Genomic DNA, 18,918 nt, shown 5'->3' with positions numbered 1-18,918 from the left:
GGGGCTGCGGTCCGCCCACCGCCGGGAGTGGCGGGGGACGGAGTCCGGGTCACGCACCGTCCCTGGGCGGCCCGGAGTATGGGGGGATCAGCCGCGGGAGGCGAGCTCCTTCGCGGCGCGGGCGCAGGCCAGCGCGATCTGGTCCTCGTTGACGGTCGTCAGGGTGCCCTTCTCGACCACGGCGTTGCCGTTGACGAAGAGCGCCGCGAGCGGCGGCAGCGCGCCCATGGTCAGCGCGGCGACCGGGTCGGCGATCGAGGAGTGCATGATCCCGTCGACCTTCCACAGCGCCAGGTCGGCGAGCTTGCCGACCTCGATCGAGCCGATCTCGTTCTGACGGCCCAGTACCCGGGCGCCGCCCATGGTGCCCAGGCGCAGCGCGCCGCGCGCGGTCAGTGCGTCGGGGCGGCCGTGCAGGCGGTTGATCAGCAGGGCGTTGCGCAGCTCGGTGCCGAGCTCGCCGGACTCGTTGGAGGCGGTGCCGTCCACGCCGAGGCCGACCGGGACGCCCGCTCTCACCATGTCCGGCACCCGGGCGATGCCGGCGGCGAGGCGCGCGTTGGAGGACGGGCAGTGCGCGACACCGGTGCCGGTCTCGGCGAACTTCGCGATGTCGGAGTCGTTCATGTGGACGCAGTGCGCCATCCAGACGTCCTCGCCCAGCCAGCCGGTGGACTCGAAGTAGTCGGTCGGGCCCATGCCGAACAGCTCCTTGCAGAACTGCTCCTCCTCGGCCGTCTCGGAGCCGTGGGTGTGCAGCCGGACGCCCTTGCGGCGGGCCAGCACGGCGGCCTCGCGCAGCAGTTCGGTGGAGACCGAGAACGGCGAGCAGGGCGCGATCGCGACGTGCAGCATCGAGCCGAAGGAGGAGTCGTGGTACTTGTCCACGGCCGCCTCGGAGGCGATCAGGATGTCCTCGGTGGTCTCGACCGCGTGGTCCGGCGGCAGGCCGCCGTCCTTCTTGCTGCGGTCCATCGAGCCGCGCAGCGCGGTGAAGCGCAGGCCGAGCGACTGGACGGCCTCGATCGAGGCGCCCAGGATGTCGCCGCCGTCCTTCGGGAAGACGTAGTGATGGTCGCTCGCGGTGGTACAGCCGGACTTGAGCAGCGCGGCGGCCGAGCCGAGCGTGGCGGCGTGCACCAGCTGGTCGTCGATCCGGGCCCAGGTCGGGTACAGCGCGACCAGCCAGTCGAAGAGGATGTTGTCCTGGGCCAGGCCGCGGGTGATCCACTGGTAGAAGTGGTGGTGCGTGTTGACCAGGCCCGGGGTGATCAGGTGGCCCTCGCCGTTGATCCGGCGCACGACGTTGTCCAGCCACTGCGGAGCCGGGCCGTCGCCGACCGACTCGATGGTGTTGCCCTTGATCACGACATGGCCGCGGGCGTACTCGGTGTCGGCGGCGTCGACGGTGGCGATCGCGACGTTCTCGATCACGATCCGCTGGTCGGCGGGCGGCGGCTGGACTGCCATGGTGACTCCTGGTGAATGGGGGAGGGCCGGGCGGGGCCGGGAGGAGGGCCGCGAGCCCGTGAGGGTGGGTGACGACGACGGTGGCACGGCCGGCGGGCGGGAGCGGGGAGGACTGGGGCACCCGTCCGGCCGTGCGTGTCGGTCTGGGCGAAGAACCGCGGTTCAGACGACCGGGATGACCGGGGTGACGCCCTCGCGGTGCACGGTGCCCTCGATCAGGCCGTACATGCGGTCGGCGGCGTAGTACACCTCGTTGTCGTTCTTCAGGCCGAACGGCGAGAGGTCGACCAGGAAGTGGTGCTTGTTCGGGAGCTCCAGGCGGACCTCGTCCACCTCGGCCCGGTTGTTCAGCACCCGGGTGCCCATCGCGTGCAGGGTCTGCTGCAGCGAGTAGGAGTAGGTCTCCGCGAAGGCCTCCAGCATGTGCCGGCGCACGTGCTGGTAGGAGCGGTTCCAGTTCGGCTGGGCCTCGTCCTCGCGGCCGCTGTAGGAGTACTTCCAGCGCGCGGTGACCTGGGTGGCCAGGATCCGGTCGTAGGCCTCCTGGAGGGTCGTGTACTTGTCCTTGATGTAGCCCCAGAACTCGGAGTTGGTCGAGTTCAGCACGACCAGGTCCTTGAGGCCGGAGATCACCTGGACGGTCTCGCCGTCGTAGACGATCTCGCTGGTGCGGACCTCACCGCCGTTGCGCACGAAGGAGTGACCGACCTCCTCCGAGCCGATGAAGCGGGAGGAGCTGTCCGGGGTCCTGATCCGGTCCCAGGTGTACTCCTCGATCCGGATCCGGGCGCTGTGCACCGGCTCGGTGTTGTCGACGAAGTGGCGCGCCAGCGTGATGCCGAACGCCTCCGCCGACTCGATGCCGTGCTCCTTCGCGAAGGCGAAGACGGTGTTCTTGGTGGTGTCGGTGGGCAGGCAGTTGGCGTTCGAGCCGGTGAGGTGGACGTCCTCGAAGTCGCCCTGGAGGGCGACCGAGACGTTCAGGTCCTTGATCTCGTGACGGGTGCTGTCACGGTAGACCCGGACGATGCGGTTCTCCGCCTTGCCGTACTGGTTCTGACCGAGCACGTGGGCCATCGTCGGCTCCTTGGTGTCTAGCTTCCGCGGTAGACGGAATATCCGAAGGGGTTCAGCAGCAGCGGCACGTGGTAGTGCTGCTGCGCGGGCGCGACCGTGAAGACGATCGAGACCTCGGGGAAGAACGGCGTCTCGTCCGACTTCTCCGCGTAGTACGCAGCGGTGTCGAACGTGAGCCGGACGACCGAGCCCGCCTCCGCGGCCGGCAGGTCCTTGGCCCGGCCGTCGGAGTCCGTGGCGGAGGCGCCGAGCACCTTCCAGCCACCCTCGGTGAACAGTGCGAGCTCGACCGGGACGCCCTCGGCCGGGCGGCCCAGGCTGGTGTCGAGCACGTGCGTGGAGATGCCAGTCATGGCTGAGTGACCTTACTGGTAACAGGGGTGACGGATCATCGGAAAGTGACGATGCGTCAGAAAGTACGTTTCGGAAAGTACGTGCCAGGAGCACGTACCGGAAAAATACGTCAGGAGGTCTCGTCCAGGAGACGACCCAGACGGATGTCGTTGATCTTTCGCAGCTCGCCCCGGACGATCTCGGCCTCGGTGGCCGCGTCGTTCGGGAAGCGCTCGCGCAGGGCGGCGAGCATGGTGGCCGCGGTTCGCCCGGTCGCGCAGATCAGGAACACGTGGCCGAACTTCGCCTCGTAGGCGGCGTTCGCCTCGTGCAGCTCGTCGAGCAGCGCCTGGTCCACTCCGTGGATGCCGGCCTGTTCGCGCTCGGAGGTGGCGTCGCCGGTCTTCGGCTTGCCGATCCGGGCGTGGCCGGCCATCGCGTCGTTCAGGTCGCCGACCGAAAGGCCGGCCATCGCGGCGGAGTTGGCGGCGAGCAGGGCGTCGCGGCCGGACCAGGGCCGGGTCGCCGCGACGGCTCCGGCCCAGCCGGGGCTGGAGCAGACCTCCAGCAGGAGCTTCTCCAGCTCGTCGGCCGGAGCCGCCGCGAGCGCCGCGAGGGCGCTCGCCACGTCATCGGACGCGTGGGGGTGGTTGGTCACGGGTGGGCCTCCTGAAGAGTGGTGCCACCCGGAAAAGCTAGATCCACCACCCCCGGGCGTCAACACTTTGTTGAAGCCTTGGTGGTTACGTTTCGAACCGCCGGTGCTCACCGGGTGGTTTCGTGTGTGATCCGCCAAGTGTGCCGTGCGTGGTGCTCGGTGAGACTGGCCTGGTCAGTCGGCCTTCGGGCCGTCGACCTGCCGGTTCAGGTAGTTGTACACCGTGAACCGGCTGACGCCCAGGGCGGACGCGACCGTCTCCACGCCGTGCCGCACGGTGAAGGCGCCGCGCTCCTCCAGCAGGGCGACGACCCGCTGCTTCTCCAGCCGGTCCAGCTCGGCGAGCGGACGGCCGTCGAACTGGCGGGTCATCTCGGCCAGCAGGCGGTCGAGCGCACTGCTCAGGTGCGGGAGCCGGACGGCCAGCGCCGGCCGGCCGTCCCACTCCAGCAGCACGTCGTCCGGCTTCGCCTCGTCCAGTGCGAGCGGGGTCGCGCCGACGGCGTCGAGCAGCGGCTTTATCGCCACGGCGAGCGGGTGTTCCAGGGCTTCGGTCACTGCGTACCCACTCCTTCAGGGGTCTCGGCGGCCTCCTCGGGGACCACGCTGACCTGGACCGAGATCCGGCTGGCGCCGGCGTCCAGGGTGTCGTGCAGCAGTCGGGTCACCGCGGCGAGCACCTGCTCGGCCTCACCCTCGGCACTCGTGCCGAACGGCCCGACCGAGACGGCGAGGCCCGCCTCGTCGACCACTCGCCGGGCTGCCGCCGCGTGGTCCGGGAAGTTGACCAGTTCGAACGGTTCTGTCGTGAACTCCACCATCAATCGCACGCGCTCACTGTAGCGAGCGGGTGTGCGGCGGGCCCGGCGGAGCAGCTGCTTCAACAAACTGTTGCAGAGCCCTTGACACTTCCGAGGGTGCTCGTGGCAAGATTCCATCAAGCAGAATCCTTCTTCCGCATCATGGAAGTTGAGGATACGGAAGAGTGAAAGGTGATGGACGTGAGCGCCGCTTCCGGGCACAACTTCACGATCAACCTGTCGATCCTGTTCGGTGAGCTCCCGTTGCTGGAGCGCCCGGCCGCCGCGGCGGCCGCCGGCTTCACCGCGGCCGAGCTGTGGTGGCCCTTCGGCGAGAACCACACCCCGTCCGAGGCGGAGCTGGACGCGCTGCGCAAGGCGTTCACCGACGCGGGCGTCCAGCTCACCGGCCTCAACTTCCTCGACGACCTGAGCCGGGGCGCCCGCGGTACCGTCTCGGTGCCGGCCGAGAGCGAGCGGTTCCGGGCGAACGTCCCGGTCACCGCGGCGCTCGCCGAGTCGCTCGGCACCAAGGCGCTGAACGCCCTCTACGGCAACCGCGTGGCGGGTGTGGACCCGGCCGAGCAGGACGCGCTCGCGCTGGAGAACCTCACCCTGGCCGCCCGGGCGGCGCACGCGATCGGCGCGGTGCTGCTGATCGAGGCGCTGAACAAGCCCGAGTCGCCCGACTACCCGCTGGTCTCCGCGAAGGCCGCCGTCGAGATCGTTGACCAGGTCAACGCCGCGACCGGCCTGGGCAACGCGAAGTTCCTCTGCGACCTCTACCACCTGGCGATGAACGGCGAGGACCTGGCCGAGGTGATCGACACCTACGCCGACCGCTTCGGCCACGTGCAGATCGCCGACAACCCGGGCCGCAACGAGCCCGGCACCGGCGCGCTGGACTTCGAGGACCTGTTCGCCCGGCTCACCGCCGCCGGTTACACCGGCCGGATCGGCCTGGAGTACCGCCCCGCCGGTGGCGTCAGCGCCGACAGCTTCGACTGGCTGCCGCGCGAGCTGCGCGCCGCGAAGTAGTCCCACGCACTCCCGCGCCCGGCATGCCGGCCACCCAGTGCCCGCCAAAGAACTCCCCACCACCCCGCACACGTAAGGACGCCACGCGATGAGCGCCTCCCGCAAGATCGCCTTCATCGGCCTCGGCATCATGGGCAAGCCCATGGCCGTCAACCTGGTCAACGCCGGCCACCACGTCACCGGCTTCAACCTCGAGCAGTCCGCGATCGACGCCCTGGTGGCGGCCGGTGGCCACGGTGCGAGCAGCATCGCGGACGCCGTCAAGGACGCCGAGGTCGTCATCACGATGGTCCCGGCCGACCCGCACGTCGAGCAGGTGATCCTCGGCGAGGGTGGCGTGCTGGAGAACGCGAAGGCCGGCGCGCTGGTGATCGACATGTCCTCGATCACCCCGCAGACCTCGATCAAGGTCGAGGCCGCCGCCCGGGCCAAGGGCCTGCGTGCGCTGGACGCGCCGGTCTCCGGTGGCGAGGCCGGCGCCGTCGAGGCGGTGCTCTCGATCATGGTCGGCGGCGCCGCCGAGGACTTCGCCGAGGCGAAGCCGCTCTTCGACGCGCTCGGCACCACGGTGATCCACGTCGGCCCGGCCGGTGCCGGTCAGACCGTCAAGGCCGCCAACCAGCTGATCGTGGCGATCAACATCCAGGCCGTGGCCGAGGCCGTGGTCTTCCTGGAGAACGCGGGCGTGGACCTGGAGGCGTCGCTGGACGTCCTCGCGGGCGGCCTGGCCGGCTCGACGGTGCTGAACCGCAAGAAGGCCAACATGCTGAACCGCGAGTTCGCCCCGGGCTTCCGGATCGACCTGCACCACAAGGACATGGGCATCGTGACCGCCGCGGCCCGCGCCGTCGAGGCCCCGCTGCCGCTCGGTGCCACCGTCGCCCAGCTGGTCGCCTCGGCCCGCGCCAACGGTGACGGCGGCCTGGACCACTCGGCCCTGCTGCGCGGCGTCGAGCGCCTCGCCGGCCGTGAGGTGAAGTGACCTCCGGGTCCTCATGACTCCTCCTGGTGGCGTGTACCTGTCCGGTCGTGCCCGCGTCACCAGGAGGCCAAATTCGACCAGCGGGTGGGCGTGGGGCTCATCCACCAATCCGGCAGCCGCCGGGAGGACCCCCACCCGCTGGTCGTGCCAACCGGCGGCGCAGCGCACTTCGGTCGTGCGGACGCGCCGCCCGATCCCCTCCTCGCCGAGGGGAGCCTCCCGTACGTCGGAAGCGGGACGGGAGGATCGGCGGGGAGGGGGTCGCACCCCTTGATCTCATCCGGTTCGCGCGCACCATGGACGAACCGACGATGGACCACCAGCTCGACTCGTAAGCCAGCTCGACTCGGAAGTGAGGCCAGCACCATGCCTGCCACCCCCACCCAGGGCCATGTGGTCGTAGCTCCCGACAAGTTCAAGGGCACCCTGGAGGGCGCCGAGGTCGCCGCCCGGCTGGCCGCGGGGATCCGCCGGGTCGTCCCCGGCGTCGAGGTCCGCGAACTGCCGGTCGCCGACGGCGGCGAGGGCACCCTGGCCGCCGCGCTGGCGGCCGGGTTCACCCGGATCCCGGTCAAGGTGTCCGGCCCGACCGGCCTGCCGGTGGACGCCGCGATCGCCGTCAAGGGCGACACCGCCGTGGTCGAGCTCGCCCAGGCCTCCGGCCTGGCCCGGCTGCCCGGCGGCCGCACCGCGCCGCTCGGGGCCGGCTCCTACGGCGTCGGCCAGCTGATCGGCCGGGCCGTCGCGCTCGGGGTCAAGCGGGTCGTGCTGGGTCTGGGCGGCAGCGCCTGCACCGACGGCGGCGCCGGCATGGTCCAGGCGCTCGGCGCCGGACTTCACGACGCCGACGGCATCGAGCTGCCGCCGGGCGGTGCGGCCCTGCGCCGGCTGCACCGCCTGGACCCGGGCTCGCTCGCGGACGGCCTGGCCGGCGTGCAGATCGTGGTCGCCTGCGACGTGGACAACCCGTTGCTCGGCCCGCGCGGCGCGACCGCCGTCTACGGCCCGCAGAAGGGCGCGGACGGCGAGGACCTGGTGGTCCTGGAGGCCGGCCTGACCCGCTGGGCCGACGTGGTGCGCGAGAGCACCGGTGAGGACTTCCGAGACGCCCCCGGCGCCGGGGCCGCAGGCGGGGTCGGCTTCGCCGCCCTGGCCCTGCTCGGTGCCACCATGCGGCCCGGCATCGAGCTGTTGCTCGAACTGCTGGGCTTCGACGAGGCCGTGCGTGGGGCACGCCTCGTCGTCACCGGTGAGGGCTGCCTGGACGCTCAGACGCTCCATGGCAAGGCACCCGCCGGAGTCGCCGCGGCGGCCACTGGGGCGGGGGTTCCGGTGGCCGCTGTGGCAGGCCGGCTCGAACTGGCCGAGCCGCAGTGGCGGGCCGCCGGCTTCGTGGCCGCGTACGCGCTCACCGACCTGGCCGAGCAGCCCGGCGACAGCCTGACGCTGGCGGCCGAGCTGGCCGAGGTGGCGGGCGAGAAGCTCGCCCGGGACCTGCTCGCGGGCCGCTGATCCACCAGCGGTTGGCCAGAAATTAGTCGTATCTTCCTACATTGACGTTTTGTTGAAGGCGGGCCTAGGCTCCGAGCCACCCCCAAAGCAGCGCTGAGCCAGCACAGTCGGAGGTATCTGATGCAGCAGTCGACCGAGGTGATCCGCTCCCGGCGAGTGGTCCTGCCGGAGGGTGAGCGCCCCGCCGACGTGCTGATCCGGGACGGTCGGATCGAGCGGATCGCCGAGCACGGCTCGCTCCACTCCGGCTCTGTGCATTCCCGCTCCCAGCCCATCGGCTCGCTGCCCGCCGACACGCCGCTCACCGACCTCGGCGACACCGCGCTGCTGCCCGGCCTGGTCGACACCCACGTGCACGTCAACGAGCCCGGCCGCACCGAGTGGGAGGGCTTCGCCACCGCCACCCGGGCGGCCGCGGCCGGCGGCGTCACCACGATCATCGACATGCCGCTCAACTCGATCCCGCCCACCACCACGGTGGCCGGGCTGGCAGCCAAGCGGCAGATCGCCGAGGGGCAGAGCTGGGTGGACCTCGGCTTCTGGGGCGGCGCGATCCCGGGCAACACGCCCGACCTGGAGCCGCTGCACGAGGCCGGCGTCTTCGGTTTCAAGAGCTTCCTGGCGCCGTCCGGTGTGGACGAGTTCCCGCACGTCGAGCAGGCGGACCTGACCGCCGCGCTGACCGAGCAGGCCCGGATCGGCGCGCTCGCGATCATCCACGCGGAGGACCCCGCGGTGCTGGACGCCGCGCCGCACACGCCCGGCGTGCACTACCGCGACTTCCTCGCCTCCCGCCCGGACGCTGCCGAATCCGCCGCCGTCGCACGGCTGTTGGAGACCGCGCGGGTCACCGGCGCCCGGGTGCACATCCTGCACGTCTCGTCTGCCGCCGTGCTGCCGCTGCTCGCCCAGGCCCGCGCCGACGGCGTGCAGGTGACTGCGGAAACGTGCCCGCACTACCTGACGCTGGCCGCCGAGGAGGTGCCGGACGGCGACACCGCCTTCAAGTGCTGCCCGCCGATCCGCGACGAGTCCAACCGCGACAAGCTCTGGGCGGCGCTGGCGAACGGCGAGTTCGTCGGCATCGTCTCCGACCACTCGCCGTCCACCCCTGACCTGAAGCTGCTGCGCGAGTACGGCGGCAGCGGCGACTTCGCGGCGGCCTGGGGCGGCATCGCCTCGCTCCAGCTCGGCCTGCCGGCGATCTGGACCGAGGCCCGGCGCCGCGGCCACGCGCTCACCGACGTGGTGCGCTGGATGGCGAGCGGCCCGGCCTCGCTGGTCGGCCTGGACGGGCGCAAGGGCGCGATCGCGGTCGGGCACGACGCCGACCTGGTCGCCTTCGACCCCGACGGCGAGTTCGCCGTCGATCCCGCCGGGCTGCACCACCGCAACCCGGTCACCCCGTACGCGGGCAAGAAGCTGACCGGTGTCGTGCGCACCACCTGGCTGCGCGGCCGGGTGGTCGATGTGAGCGCCGAGCCCTTCGGGCAGCAGATCCTGCGCCACCGCTGACACCACATCCGCCGGACGGCACCGCCGACAGCACCGCCGACACACCGCCGACACCCATCGCTGAGGAGCGACATGACTACCAGTGACACCCCGGCCGCTCCTTTCACCGAGCTGGTCAACCTCGCCTCCCGGCTGCTGGGCGCCGGCGTGGTGGCCACCAACGAGGACACCTTCGCCGACGCGGAGAACCTGCTGGTCGCCAAGCCCGCCGAGTTCCGCGCGCACACCTTCGGCCACAAGGGCCAGATCATGGACGGCTGGGAGAGCAAGCGCCGGCGCGGCGTCAGCGCCGAGCAGCCGCACCCCACCGACGAGGACCACGACTGGGCGATCGTCCGGCTCGGCGTGCCCGGCCGGATCCACGGCGTGATCGTGGACACCGCGCACTTCACCGGCAACTACCCGGAGACCGCCTCCGTGCAGGCCGCCTCGATACCCGGGCTGCCCTCGGTCGAGGAGCTGGACGCCGCCGAGTGGACCGACCTGGTCACGCGCACCGCGCTGCGCGGTGACACCGTGCACGCGTTCGAGGTCACGGACACCACGCGCTACACGCACGTGCGGCTGAACATCTGGCCGGACGGCGGCGTGGCCCGGCTGCGGGTGCACGGCGAGGTGCTGCCCGACCCGCGCGACCTGGACGGCCTCACCTTCGACCTGGCCGCCCAGGAGTACGGCGGCGTCGCCGAGGCCGCCTCGGACCGCTACTTCTCCTCCCCGCACAACCTGAACGCTCCCGGTCGCGCCTCCGTCATGGGCGAGGGCTGGGAGACCCGGCGTCGGCGCGACAAGGCCAACGACTGGGTACAGATCGCCCTGGCCGGGGGCGGCGAGGTCCTGGCTGTCGAGGTGGATACCACCCACTTCGTCGCCAACGCCCCCGGCTGGGCCGACCTGGTGGGGTACGACGCCTCGTCGGGCGGCGACCCGCAGACCGATGCGGCCGGCTGGTTCGAGATCCTGCCGCGCACCCGGCTCCAGCCCGACACCCGCCACCGCCTGCGCCTGACCGCGTCGTCCGGCTACGGCGGCCGGACGGTCACCCACGTGCGCATCAACGTCTACCCCGACGGCGGCCTGGCCCGGCTGCGGCTGGTCGGCAAGCTCACCGAGGCCGGCCGCGCCGCGCTCGCGCTGCGCTGGTTCAACGCGCTGGCGCCCGCCGAGGCCGCCCAGGCGCTGGCCGATGCCGGCCTGACCGGCGCCGAGGCGATCACGCTGGCCGCCGCCCGTCCGCTCGCCGGACCGGCCGAGCTCACCGCGGCCGTCGCCGCGCTGCTGCCCGCCGACGGCCCCGACGGCACCGAGACCACCCGCCGGGCCGCCGCGATCTGGCGCCTGCTGGGCGTCTGACCCGCGGGGCCTGCTCACAGGCCGACCCAGGGGCCGACTCACCGGGCTCCTCTTCTCCACGCACCGCCTCTCATCGCGAAGGACCCCCATGTCCAAGATCCTGACCACCGAGTCCGGCGCTCCGATCGCCGACAACCAGAACTCGGCCTCGGCCGGCGAGTACGGCCCGCTGCTCATCCAGGACCAGCAACTCCTGGAGAAGCTCGCCCGGTTCAACCGCGAGCGGATCCCGGAGCGGGTCGTGCACGCCCGCGGCTCCGGCGCGTACGGCTACTTCGAGGTGACCGACGAGGTCTCCCGGTACACCCGCGCGGACTTCCTCGCCGAGGTCGGCAAGCGCACCGAGGTCTTCCTGCGCTTCTCGACCGTGGCCGGCAACCTGGGCGCCAACGACGCGGTGCGCGACCCGCGCGGCTTCGCGCTGAAGTTCTACACCGCCGAGGGCAACTACGACCTGGTCGGCAACAACACCCCGGTGTTCTTCATCAAGGACCCGATCAAGTTCCCCGACTTCATCCACTCGCAGAAGCGCGACCCGTTCACCGGCATCACCGAGGCCGACAACGTCTGGGACTTCTGGGCGCACGCCCCCGAGGCCACCCACCAGATCACCTGGCTCTTCGGCGACCGCGGCATCCCCGCCTCGTACCGCCACATGAACGGCTACGGCTCGCACACCTACCAGTGGGTCAACGAGTCGGGCGAGGCGTTCTGGGTCAAGTACCACTTCAAGACCAACCAGGGCGTCCGCTCGCTGGACGGCACCCAGGCCGCCGAGGTGGTCGGCGGTGACGCCGACAGCCACCAGCGCGACCTGCACCAGGCGATCGAGCGCGGCGTCTTCCCGTCCTGGACGCTCTACGTCCAGCTGATGCCGGTGGCCGAGGCGGCCGACTACCGCTTCAACCCGTTCGACCTCACCAAGGTGTGGCCGCACGCCGACTACCCGCTGGTCAAGGTCGGCCGCCTGGTGCTGAACAAGAACCCGGAGAACGTCTTCGCCGAGGTCGAGCAGGCCGCCTTCTCGCCGAACAACTTCGTGCCCGGCATCGGTCCGTCCCCGGACAAGATGCTGCAGGGCCGGCTGTTCGCCTACGCGGACGCCCAGCGCTACCGCCTCGGCGTCAACCACACGCTGCTCGCCGTCAACGCGCCGCGGGCCACCGAGGCGGCCAACTACGGCCGGGACGGCCTCTCCGCCGTCAACAAGGCCGGCCGGGGCAAGAACTACGAGCCGAACTCGTTCGACGGCCCGGCGCAGACCGACCGCGCGCTGGCCGCGCCGGTCGCGGTCAGCGGCCACACCGGCACGTACACCACGCCGGCGCACAGCAAGGACGACGACTTCTTCCAGGCCGGCGAGCTCTACCGGCTGATGTCCGAGGGCGAGAAGTCCCGGCTGATCGAGAACCTCGCGGGCTTCCTCGCGCAGGTCTCGCGCGACGACATCGTCGAGAAGAACCTCGCGCACTTCCACGCCGCGGACGAGGACTACGGCCGCCGGCTGGCCGCCGCGGTCGCCAAGCTCCGTGCGGGCGACGAGAACTGACTGACAGTCCGATTCTGACGATCCGGTCCTGACAGTTCGGTCCTGACCGGCTGCGCCTGACGACCAACTGACGACCCTCAACGGGCTCCTCCCCCTCGACAGTGGGGGAGGAGCCCGCGGGCGTCTGGGCCGGGGTTGACGATCTCTTTCGGTCAAGTGCGGCATTTCAGCCAGGCGCGGCCGGTCAGTGGACGGTCTGGCATATGCCATTCGGCCAATACCCGTCACCAGCGGGAATCTCTCCGGACCTGGGGGTGCGCGGGCCCTGTGATGGATAGGCTTGGAGCCTGGTTTCCGGGATGGTCGCTGGCGCCGCGCAGTGGACCCCGGTACCGCTCGATGAGCGGAAAGGGGAGGCCATGTCGGCACACGGTGCGGGTCGTCAGGTCACGCTCGACCAGGGAGAGTCCGGCCCGTTCGGCTCGCTGCGCCGGGCGCTGCGGGTGCTGGAGGCCGCCGATCGACACCCGTACGGCGCGGGCCTGGCCGACCTGGCCAGGGAGACCGCGCTGCCCGCGCCGGTGGTGCGTGACCTGGTCGCGCTGCTCTGCGCCGAGGGTTACCTCCAGGCGGCGGACGGCGGTTGGGTGCTCGGCGGCACGTTCGCGATGCTCGGCCAGCACAACCGCGAGCAGCTGATCCGGATCCGCCTGCAGCACAAGTTGGCCGAACTGCGCGACGAGCTCGGCGCCGCCGTCTACTTCAGCCGCTACCACGACGGCGAACTGCGGGTCGAGGCGGTCGCCGAGGCCGAGCACGCGCCGGCGGTCCACGAGTGGGTGGACTTCAAGGCGACGGCGCACGCCAGTGCCATCGGCAAGTGCCTGCTGAGCCAGCTCGACCATGACGGGCGGCTCGACCACCTCTCCCGGCATCCGATCGCCCGGCTCACCTCGCGCACCATCACCGATGCCGAGCAGCTGATGCACCGGCTGGAGCGCCAGCCGGCCACCGTCCCGATGCTCGACCTCCAGGAGTACGCGCTGGGGACGGTCTGCGCCGCCGTGCCGGTGACGGCCGGCAGCACGGTCGGCTGCCTGGCGATGTCGCTGCCGGCGGACAACGCGCACCGGCTACGTGCGGCGGCCGAGCTGCTCGCGGAGCGGGCGGCGCCGCTGATGCTCGCGATGGCGGTCTGAGCCTGCGCCTGCTGTGCCTGCTGAGCGTGCGTGCGCGCTGCGCGCACGTGCGTGCGGGCCGGGCTGGCGTCCCGGCCCGCACGGAGGTCCCGCGCGTCAGTGCGTGACGAACATGCTGTCCATGAAGTCGATGATCTGCTGATCCGTCAGGCCCTTGGACATCTTGTGCCCGTCCGCCAGGTCCTTCTCGGTGATCATGCCGACCAGCATCTCGTTCTCGATCACCGGGATCCGGCGGATCTTGTGCTGCTCCATCTTCTTCAGCACCGTCTCCATGTCGTCGTCGGCCCGGACGCAGTGCAGGTGACCGGCGAGGTCCATCGCGGTCATCTTCGACGGGTCCTTCCCCTCCGCGAGACATCGGGTGATGATGTCGCGGTCGGTGATGATCCCCTTGAGCTTCTTGTCCGGGCCGCAGATGGGGAGGGCGCCGACGCCCTTGTCCCGCATCATCTTGGCCGCCTCCATCAGCGTCTGGCTGGCCTCGACGCACTGGGCCCCGCGGTGCATGATGTCACGCGCTGTGATCACAGCTCTCTCCTTCCGATGCCGGAGAGTACCGGCGGTCTCACCGTAGGTGCGCTCGTCGGCGCCCGCGAGCGGGGCGGCGTTCGGCAGATCTTATTAGACGCGTTGTCGATAAGACCTGCCGAAACCCTTGTGGGCCGCCGTACCCGCCAGTAGTTTGAACTGCTGCCGCCACTCCCCGCAGGTCAGGAGGCCCCCATGCGCAAAGACGCCCCCGAGGTGCACGACAGCCTGGTGCTGGAACCGCGTGACGTGAAGTTCGACTGGAGCAGCCTGCCGCTGCACTGGATACCGGACGAGCCGTTCGCCACCCACACCATCAACGTGCTCCACCTGCTGCTGCCCGAGGGCGAGCGCTGGTTCATCAAGGTGTTCCTGGACGCGCTGCCGCTGGTCCGCGACGAGCAGCTGCGCGAGGAGGTGCTCGGCTTCATCGGGCAGGAGTCGATCCACGCGCAGGCGCACCAGGAGGTGCTGGACCACCTGCTCGGGCAGGGCATCGACCCTCGCCCGTACGTGCGCCAGCTCGCCTGGCTGTTCCAGCGGGTGCTCGGCGAGAAGACCGGGCTGACCGGGCGGCAGCGGCGCGAGAACATCATCGAGCGGGTGGCGTTCGTCGCCGCGATCGAGCACTTCACCGCGTTCCTCGGCAACTGGGCGCTCAACTCGCCGGGGCTGGACCGCGCCAAGGCCGATCCGACGATGGTGGACCTGCTGCGCTGGCACGGCGCCGAGGAGGTCGAGCACCGCAGCGTGGCCTTCGACCTGATGGAGCACCTGGACCCGGGGTACCTGCGGCGGATCCGCGGGATGCTCGTCTCCGGGCCGCTGCTGGTGCACCTGTGGGTGCGCGGCACCCGGTTCCTGCTCGCGGCCGACCCGACGCTGAACGGGCGGGTCCGGCCGAGCTGGCGTCAGGCCTGGGCCGACGCGCAGCGCGGACTGCTGCCCGACCCGGTCCAGTCGCTGCGGTCCGGCCTGCGTTACCTGCGTCCCCGCTACCACCCGACCCAGGAGGGCTCCAGCGCCCAGGCGCTCGGCTACCTCGCCACCTCGCCGGCCGCCCGCGCGGCCGCCGCCCGCTGAGCCGCCGGAGCGCCGCCCGATGAGCACCGAGTCGCGTACCGAAACCTCCCCGGCCGCCGGGCCCAGCCCGACCGTCGAGCCCAGCCCGATCGCCGAGCCCAGCCTGGCCACCGAGCCGGCGCCGACCGCGGTCTTCGACCGCACCACCCGGCTGGACATCAGCGAGCCGCCGCCGGACCTCTACGGCCGTCCGCAGCTCGACCGCTTCATGCACGCGGTCACGGCGTTCAGCGAGCGGTACACGCCCGCGCTGGGCAGCCCGCTGCTGCGCCGCAACCCGCGTCTCCCCGCGCCGCGTTCGAGAGCAGCGCTCTCGTTGGTGATCACCGCTCACCGGATGATCGCCGAGGACGTCGTCGAGCTGCGGCTGGCCGAACCCGGCGGCGGCGTGCTGCCCGCCTGGCAGCCCGGCGCCCACCTGCGGCTCACGCTGCCGTCCGGCCGCGAGCGGCACTACTCGCTCTGCGGCGACCCGTCCGACCGGACGTCCTACCGGATCGCGGTGCGCCTGATCGCGGACGGTGGCGGCGGCTCCTGGGAGGTCCACCACGAGCTGCACGTGGGCGCCCGGCTGACGGTCCGCCGCCCGCGCAACGGCTTCCCGTTCTGCGTCGAGCCGGTGCTGCTGCTGGTGGCCGGCGGGATCGGCATCACGCCGCTGCTGCCGATGGCCCGCGAGGCACAGCGCCGCGGGCTGGACTGGTACCTGGTGCACGCCGGCCGCAGCGCAGCGTCGATGCCCTTCGCCGAGGAGCTCGCCGCGCTCGCGCCGGAGCGGGTCGGCTTCATCACCGAGGCCGTGCCGACCGGGCCCGAGCTGCTCGCCCGGGCCCGCCCCGGCGCCGCCGTCTACTGCTGCGGCCCGGCCCCGATGCTGACCGCCGTGCAGCGCGCGTTCGAGGCCTCGCCGGCCGTCGCGCTGCACTTCGAGCGGTTCGGCGCCGCGCCGATCGTCGGCGGCCGTCCGTTCGATCTCCAGCTCGGCCCCGACGGCGAGCGGCTGGCCGTGCCGGCCGACCGCTCCGCGCTGGACGTGCTGCGCGAGGCCAGGCCCGAGCTGCCGTACTCCTGCCACCAGGGCTTCTGCGGCACCTGCAAGGTGACCGTGCTGGCCGGCACCCCCGAACACCGCGACCGCCGGCTGACCGCCGAGGAGCGCGCGGCCGGCGCGCTGCTGCCGTGCGTCTCGCGGGCAGCCGAGGGCCAGACCCTGGTCCTGGAGGTCTGAACGATGGCATTCACCTACTCCGAGCAGGACCTGGACCGGTTCCGCGAGGTCCAGCAGCTCGCCTACCACTGCGCCGAGCAGGTCGCGGCCTGGATCGAGCCCGGCGTGACCGAGCGCCAGGCCACCGCGAAGCTGCGCCGCTGCCTGGTCGCCGAGGGCGTGGACGACTTCTTCCACGTCCCGTTCGCCTGGTTCGGCGACCGCACGGCGTTCCGGCACTTCCACACCCCGCTGCAGTTCTTCGCCGGCGGCCGGGTGCTCCGCGAGGGCATGCCGTACGTGCTGGACTGCGCGCCGGTGGTGGACGGTTACACCGCCGACATCGGCTACGGCGGCAAGGTCGGCGAGAACCGGATCTGGGACCGCCTCGCGCAGGACCTCAAGGTCTACCGGGAGCTGATCCTGCGCGAGGTGACGGCCCGCAAGCCGCTGAACGAGATCTACGCGGCCGTGGACGCGCAGATCGCCGCGCACGGGTACGACAACCGCCACCAGGTCTACCCTGGGCGGGTGATCGGCCACCAGGTGACCCGCAACACCAGCCGCGCGCCGGCCGGCGTCAACCTCTTCGGCTTCGGGCTGCGCACCCTGCAGACGCTCGGCCGGGAGCTGATCAGCGAGCGCCTGCACGGGCGTTCCCCGCTCTGGGCGGACGGGCGCTCCTCCCGGCACGCGCCGACCCCGGGGCTGTGGGCGGTGGAGCCGCACATCGGGTTCCGCGATGTCGGCATCAAGTTCGAGGAGCTGCTGGTGATCACCGAGGACAGCGCCTACTGGCTCGACGAGGACCTGCCGCACGTGCGGCGCTGGAACGACTCCGAGGAGATCGCGGCATGACCATCGTCCGCCGAACCGTGCACAGCGCCGGCGTGGACCTCGCGGTCTTCGAACAGGGCGACCCCGCCGGGCCCACCGTGCTGCTGGTGCACGGCTACCCCGACAGTCACGTGGTCTGGGACGACGTGGCCGCCGACCTGGCCGCCGACCACCACGTGGTGCGCTACGACGTCCGCGGCGCCGGGGAGTCGGGGGTGCCGGGCACCCGCGCGCAGTACCGGCTGGAGCTGCTGGCCGCCGACCTCTTCGCGGTGGCCGACGCGGTCAGCCCGGACCGCCCGGTGCACGTGGTCGCGCACGACTGGGGCTCGCTGCAGTCCTGGGAGGCGGTCACCGAGCCCGGCGCCGAGCGGCGGCTCGCCTCGTACACCACGATGTCCGGGCCCTGCCTGGACCACATGGGCCACTGGATCCGGCACCGGCTGCGCCGCCCGACGCCCCGGCACGTCCGCCAACTCCTGGCGCAGAGCGCGCACTCCTGGTACATCACGGCGTTCCACCTGCCGTTCCTGGCGCCGGCCACCTGGCGGTTCGGGCTGGCCCGGGCCTGGCCGCGGGTGCTGCGCGATCTGGAGGCGGTGCCGCCGCGCCCGGGCCATCCGCAGCCGACGTTGCGTCAGGACGCGGTTCGCGGCATCGAGTTGTACCGGGCCAACATGCGCCCGCGGCTGCGGAACCCGCGCGAGCGGCCGACCCGGCTGCCGGTGCAGCTGATCACGCTGAAGCGGGACCGCTACGTCAAGCCGTTCCTCTCCGAGGGGCTGGAGCGCTGGGTGCCCAGGCTGACCCGGCGCGAGCTGAACGCCACCCACTGGTCCGCGCTGCTGGAGCAGGGTCCGGTGGTGGCCGGGATGGTGCGCGAGTTCGTCGGCCGGGTCGACACCGCCGCCGAGAGTGGCGCCGAACCGCCCAGTGGTGACGGCCGGTTGGTCGTGATCACCGGGGCCGGCAGCGGGATCGGGCGGGCCACCGCGCTGGCCTTCGCCGAGCAGGGTGCCCGGGTGGTGGTCTGCGACCTGGACCTCGCCGCGGCCGAGCGGACGGCCGAACTCGTCGGCCTGGCCGGCGGATCGGGCCACGCCTACCGGGTGGACGTGAGCGACGGCGGCGCGATGGACGAGTTCGCGCAGCGCGTCGCCGCCGAACACGGGGTGCCCGACGTGCTGGTCAACAACGCCGGCATCGGCCACTCCGGGACCTTCCTGCAGACCACCGAGAAGGAGTGGCAGCGGGTCCTCGACGTCAACCTGTGGGGTGTGATCCACGGTTGCCGCGCCTTCGGCGGCATGATGGCCGAGCGCGGCCAGGGCGGGCACATCGTCAACCTGGCCTCGGCCGCCGCCTACCTGCCCTCGAAGGTGCTGGCCGCGTACGCCACCAGCAAGGCGGCGGTGCTGATGCTCTCCGACTGCCTGCGCGCCGAGTTGGCGCCCACCGGCGTCGGGGTGAGCGCGATCTGCCCCGGCATCGTGAACACCAACATCACCCGCACCTCCACCTTCTCCGGCGTCTCGGCCGACGAGCAGGCGGCGAAGCAGGCCCGGGCGTCCAAGCTGTACGCCCGGCGTGGGTTCCCGCCGGAGAAGGTGGCCGCGCAGATCGTCCGCGCGGTGCACACCCGCAAGGCGGTGGTGCCGGTGACCGTCGAGGCGAAGGCGGCCCGCTGGCTGGGCCGGATCTCGCCCGCCCTGCTCCGCCTCGCGGCCCGCGTCAACGCCGGCTGAGACCCGGGCCCGGGGGGGGGGGGGGGGGGGGGGGGGGGGTGGTGGGGGGGGGGGGGTGGGGTGGGCTTTGTGTCTCGTGGTAAAGCAGG

18 protein-coding genes are annotated in these 18,918 nt (G+C 71.9%); 11 read left to right on the top strand and 7 right to left on the bottom strand.

All coding sequences use genetic code 11. From position 1 onward, the window contains the following. Positions 1 to 87: 87 nt before the first annotated feature. From AC060L_RS05515 to AC060L_RS05490, 6 genes are all read right to left on the bottom strand, one after another. Complete coding sequence (locus AC060L_RS05515) at positions 88 to 1,470, bottom strand: 8-oxoguanine deaminase (RefSeq protein WP_483797334.1); 1,383 nt, start codon at positions 1,468 to 1,470, stop codon at positions 88 to 90. 162 nt (positions 1,471 to 1,632) lie between these two features. Then, positions 1,633 to 2,547, bottom strand: a complete 915-nt coding sequence (pucL, locus tag AC060L_RS05510) for a factor-independent urate hydroxylase (RefSeq protein WP_483797333.1) — start codon at positions 2,545 to 2,547, stop codon at positions 1,633 to 1,635. Positions 2,548 to 2,564: 17 nt separating this feature from the next. Further along, positions 2,565 to 2,900, bottom strand: coding sequence for a hydroxyisourate hydrolase (gene uraH / locus AC060L_RS05505; protein ID WP_483797332.1), 336 nt, complete (start codon positions 2,898 to 2,900; stop codon positions 2,565 to 2,567). Positions 2,901 to 3,010: 110 nt separating this feature from the next. Beyond that, positions 3,011 to 3,538, bottom strand: coding sequence for a 2-oxo-4-hydroxy-4-carboxy-5-ureidoimidazoline decarboxylase (uraD, locus tag AC060L_RS05500; protein ID WP_483797331.1), 528 nt, complete (start codon positions 3,536 to 3,538; stop codon positions 3,011 to 3,013). Between the two features lie 174 nt (positions 3,539 to 3,712). Beyond that, positions 3,713 to 4,096: a helix-turn-helix domain-containing protein gene (locus tag AC060L_RS05495; protein WP_483797330.1), complete on the bottom strand. Its 384-nt coding sequence runs from the start codon at positions 4,094 to 4,096 to the stop codon at positions 3,713 to 3,715. After that, on the bottom strand, positions 4,093 to 4,359 hold the full coding sequence (locus AC060L_RS05490; RefSeq protein ID WP_483797440.1) for a thiamine-binding protein: 267 nt from the start codon (positions 4,357 to 4,359) through the stop codon (positions 4,093 to 4,095). Before AC060L_RS05490 ends, AC060L_RS05495 begins: the two co-directional genes overlap by 4 nt. A gap of 174 nt (positions 4,360 to 4,533) precedes the next feature. Here AC060L_RS05490 and AC060L_RS05485 point away from each other — a divergent pair, with 174 nt between their 5' ends. From AC060L_RS05485 to AC060L_RS05455, 7 genes are all read left to right on the top strand, one after another. Continuing rightward, the gene (locus AC060L_RS05485) at positions 4,534 to 5,376 is read left to right on the top strand and encodes a TIM barrel protein (protein WP_483797439.1); all 843 of its coding nucleotides are present in this window, start codon (positions 4,534 to 4,536) and stop codon (positions 5,374 to 5,376) included. A gap of 88 nt (positions 5,377 to 5,464) precedes the next feature. Continuing rightward, positions 5,465 to 6,358, top strand: a complete 894-nt coding sequence (locus AC060L_RS05480; RefSeq protein ID WP_483797329.1) for a 2-hydroxy-3-oxopropionate reductase — start codon at positions 5,465 to 5,467, stop codon at positions 6,356 to 6,358. A 366-nt stretch (positions 6,359 to 6,724) separates the two neighbouring features. Further along, a complete protein-coding gene (locus AC060L_RS05475) occupies positions 6,725 to 7,870 on the top strand; it encodes a glycerate kinase (protein ID WP_483797328.1) in 1,146 nt (381 codons plus the stop codon). A gap of 120 nt (positions 7,871 to 7,990) precedes the next feature. Then, positions 7,991 to 9,385: an allantoinase AllB gene (gene allB / locus AC060L_RS05470; RefSeq protein WP_483797327.1), complete on the top strand. Its 1,395-nt coding sequence runs from the start codon at positions 7,991 to 7,993 to the stop codon at positions 9,383 to 9,385. Between the two features lie 72 nt (positions 9,386 to 9,457). Continuing rightward, on the top strand, positions 9,458 to 10,738 hold the full coding sequence (alc, locus tag AC060L_RS05465) for an allantoicase (protein WP_483797326.1): 1,281 nt from the start codon (positions 9,458 to 9,460) through the stop codon (positions 10,736 to 10,738). Positions 10,739 to 10,826: 88 nt separating this feature from the next. After that, positions 10,827 to 12,287, top strand: coding sequence for a catalase (locus AC060L_RS05460; protein ID WP_483797324.1), 1,461 nt, complete (start codon positions 10,827 to 10,829; stop codon positions 12,285 to 12,287). Positions 12,288 to 12,646: 359 nt separating this feature from the next. After that, the gene (locus AC060L_RS05455; protein WP_483797323.1) at positions 12,647 to 13,426 is read left to right on the top strand and encodes an IclR family transcriptional regulator; all 780 of its coding nucleotides are present in this window, start codon (positions 12,647 to 12,649) and stop codon (positions 13,424 to 13,426) included. A gap of 96 nt (positions 13,427 to 13,522) precedes the next feature. Here the strand turns inward: AC060L_RS05455 and AC060L_RS05450 are convergent, their stop codons facing one another. Continuing rightward, entirely contained in the window at positions 13,523 to 13,957 is a 435-nt protein-coding gene (locus tag AC060L_RS05450) for a CBS domain-containing protein (RefSeq protein WP_483797322.1), read from the bottom strand. 195 nt (positions 13,958 to 14,152) lie between these two features. On the opposite strand from AC060L_RS05450, the gene AC060L_RS05445 reads away from it, so the two are divergent. Genes AC060L_RS05445 through AC060L_RS05430 form a run of 4 tightly spaced genes read left to right on the top strand, consistent with a single transcriptional unit; the run spans position 14,153 to position 18,829 of the window. Then, complete coding sequence (locus AC060L_RS05445; protein ID WP_483797321.1) at positions 14,153 to 15,040, top strand: metal-dependent hydrolase; 888 nt, start codon at positions 14,153 to 14,155, stop codon at positions 15,038 to 15,040. Between the two features lie 19 nt (positions 15,041 to 15,059). Further along, positions 15,060 to 16,268 (top strand): PDR/VanB family oxidoreductase, encoded by a 1,209-nt coding sequence (locus AC060L_RS05440; protein WP_483797320.1) that lies wholly within the window; start codon positions 15,060 to 15,062, stop codon positions 16,266 to 16,268. A 3-nt stretch (positions 16,269 to 16,271) separates the two neighbouring features. Beyond that, positions 16,272 to 17,105, top strand: coding sequence for a M24 family metallopeptidase (locus AC060L_RS05435; protein WP_483797319.1), 834 nt, complete (start codon positions 16,272 to 16,274; stop codon positions 17,103 to 17,105). Then, complete coding sequence (locus AC060L_RS05430) at positions 17,102 to 18,829, top strand: SDR family oxidoreductase (protein WP_483797317.1); 1,728 nt, start codon at positions 17,102 to 17,104, stop codon at positions 18,827 to 18,829. Before AC060L_RS05435 ends, AC060L_RS05430 begins: the two co-directional genes overlap by 4 nt. The last annotated feature ends 89 nt before the right edge of the window (positions 18,830 to 18,918 follow it).

The sequence above is a fragment of the Kitasatospora sp. NEAU-69 genome, assembly GCF_057158765.1.
This window is presented reverse-complemented; position numbering and strand designations above follow the sequence as displayed.

Coding starts and splice junctions, on each gene's coding strand:
- AC060L_RS05490 (WP_483797440.1), bottom strand. CDS start 4,359: ATGGTGGAGTTCACGACAGAACCGTTCGAACTGGTCAACTTCCCGGAC.
- uraH (WP_483797332.1), bottom strand. CDS start 2,900: ATGACTGGCATCTCCACGCACGTGCTCGACACCAGCCTGGGCCGCCCG.
- AC060L_RS05430 (WP_483797317.1), top strand. CDS start 17,102: ATGACCATCGTCCGCCGAACCGTGCACAGCGCCGGCGTGGACCTCGCG.
- AC060L_RS05435 (WP_483797319.1), top strand. CDS start 16,272: ATGGCATTCACCTACTCCGAGCAGGACCTGGACCGGTTCCGCGAGGTC.
- AC060L_RS05455 (WP_483797323.1), top strand. CDS start 12,647: ATGTCGGCACACGGTGCGGGTCGTCAGGTCACGCTCGACCAGGGAGAG.
- AC060L_RS05460 (WP_483797324.1), top strand. CDS start 10,827: ATGTCCAAGATCCTGACCACCGAGTCCGGCGCTCCGATCGCCGACAAC.
- AC060L_RS05475 (WP_483797328.1), top strand. CDS start 6,725: ATGCCTGCCACCCCCACCCAGGGCCATGTGGTCGTAGCTCCCGACAAG.
- AC060L_RS05445 (WP_483797321.1), top strand. CDS start 14,153: ATGCGCAAAGACGCCCCCGAGGTGCACGACAGCCTGGTGCTGGAACCG.
- AC060L_RS05480 (WP_483797329.1), top strand. CDS start 5,465: ATGAGCGCCTCCCGCAAGATCGCCTTCATCGGCCTCGGCATCATGGGC.
- AC060L_RS05485 (WP_483797439.1), top strand. CDS start 4,534: ATGGACGTGAGCGCCGCTTCCGGGCACAACTTCACGATCAACCTGTCG.
- AC060L_RS05440 (WP_483797320.1), top strand. CDS start 15,060: ATGAGCACCGAGTCGCGTACCGAAACCTCCCCGGCCGCCGGGCCCAGC.
- allB (WP_483797327.1), top strand. CDS start 7,991: ATGCAGCAGTCGACCGAGGTGATCCGCTCCCGGCGAGTGGTCCTGCCG.
- pucL (WP_483797333.1), bottom strand. CDS start 2,547: ATGGCCCACGTGCTCGGTCAGAACCAGTACGGCAAGGCGGAGAACCGC.
- alc (WP_483797326.1), top strand. CDS start 9,458: ATGACTACCAGTGACACCCCGGCCGCTCCTTTCACCGAGCTGGTCAAC.
- AC060L_RS05515 (WP_483797334.1), bottom strand. CDS start 1,470: ATGGCAGTCCAGCCGCCGCCCGCCGACCAGCGGATCGTGATCGAGAAC.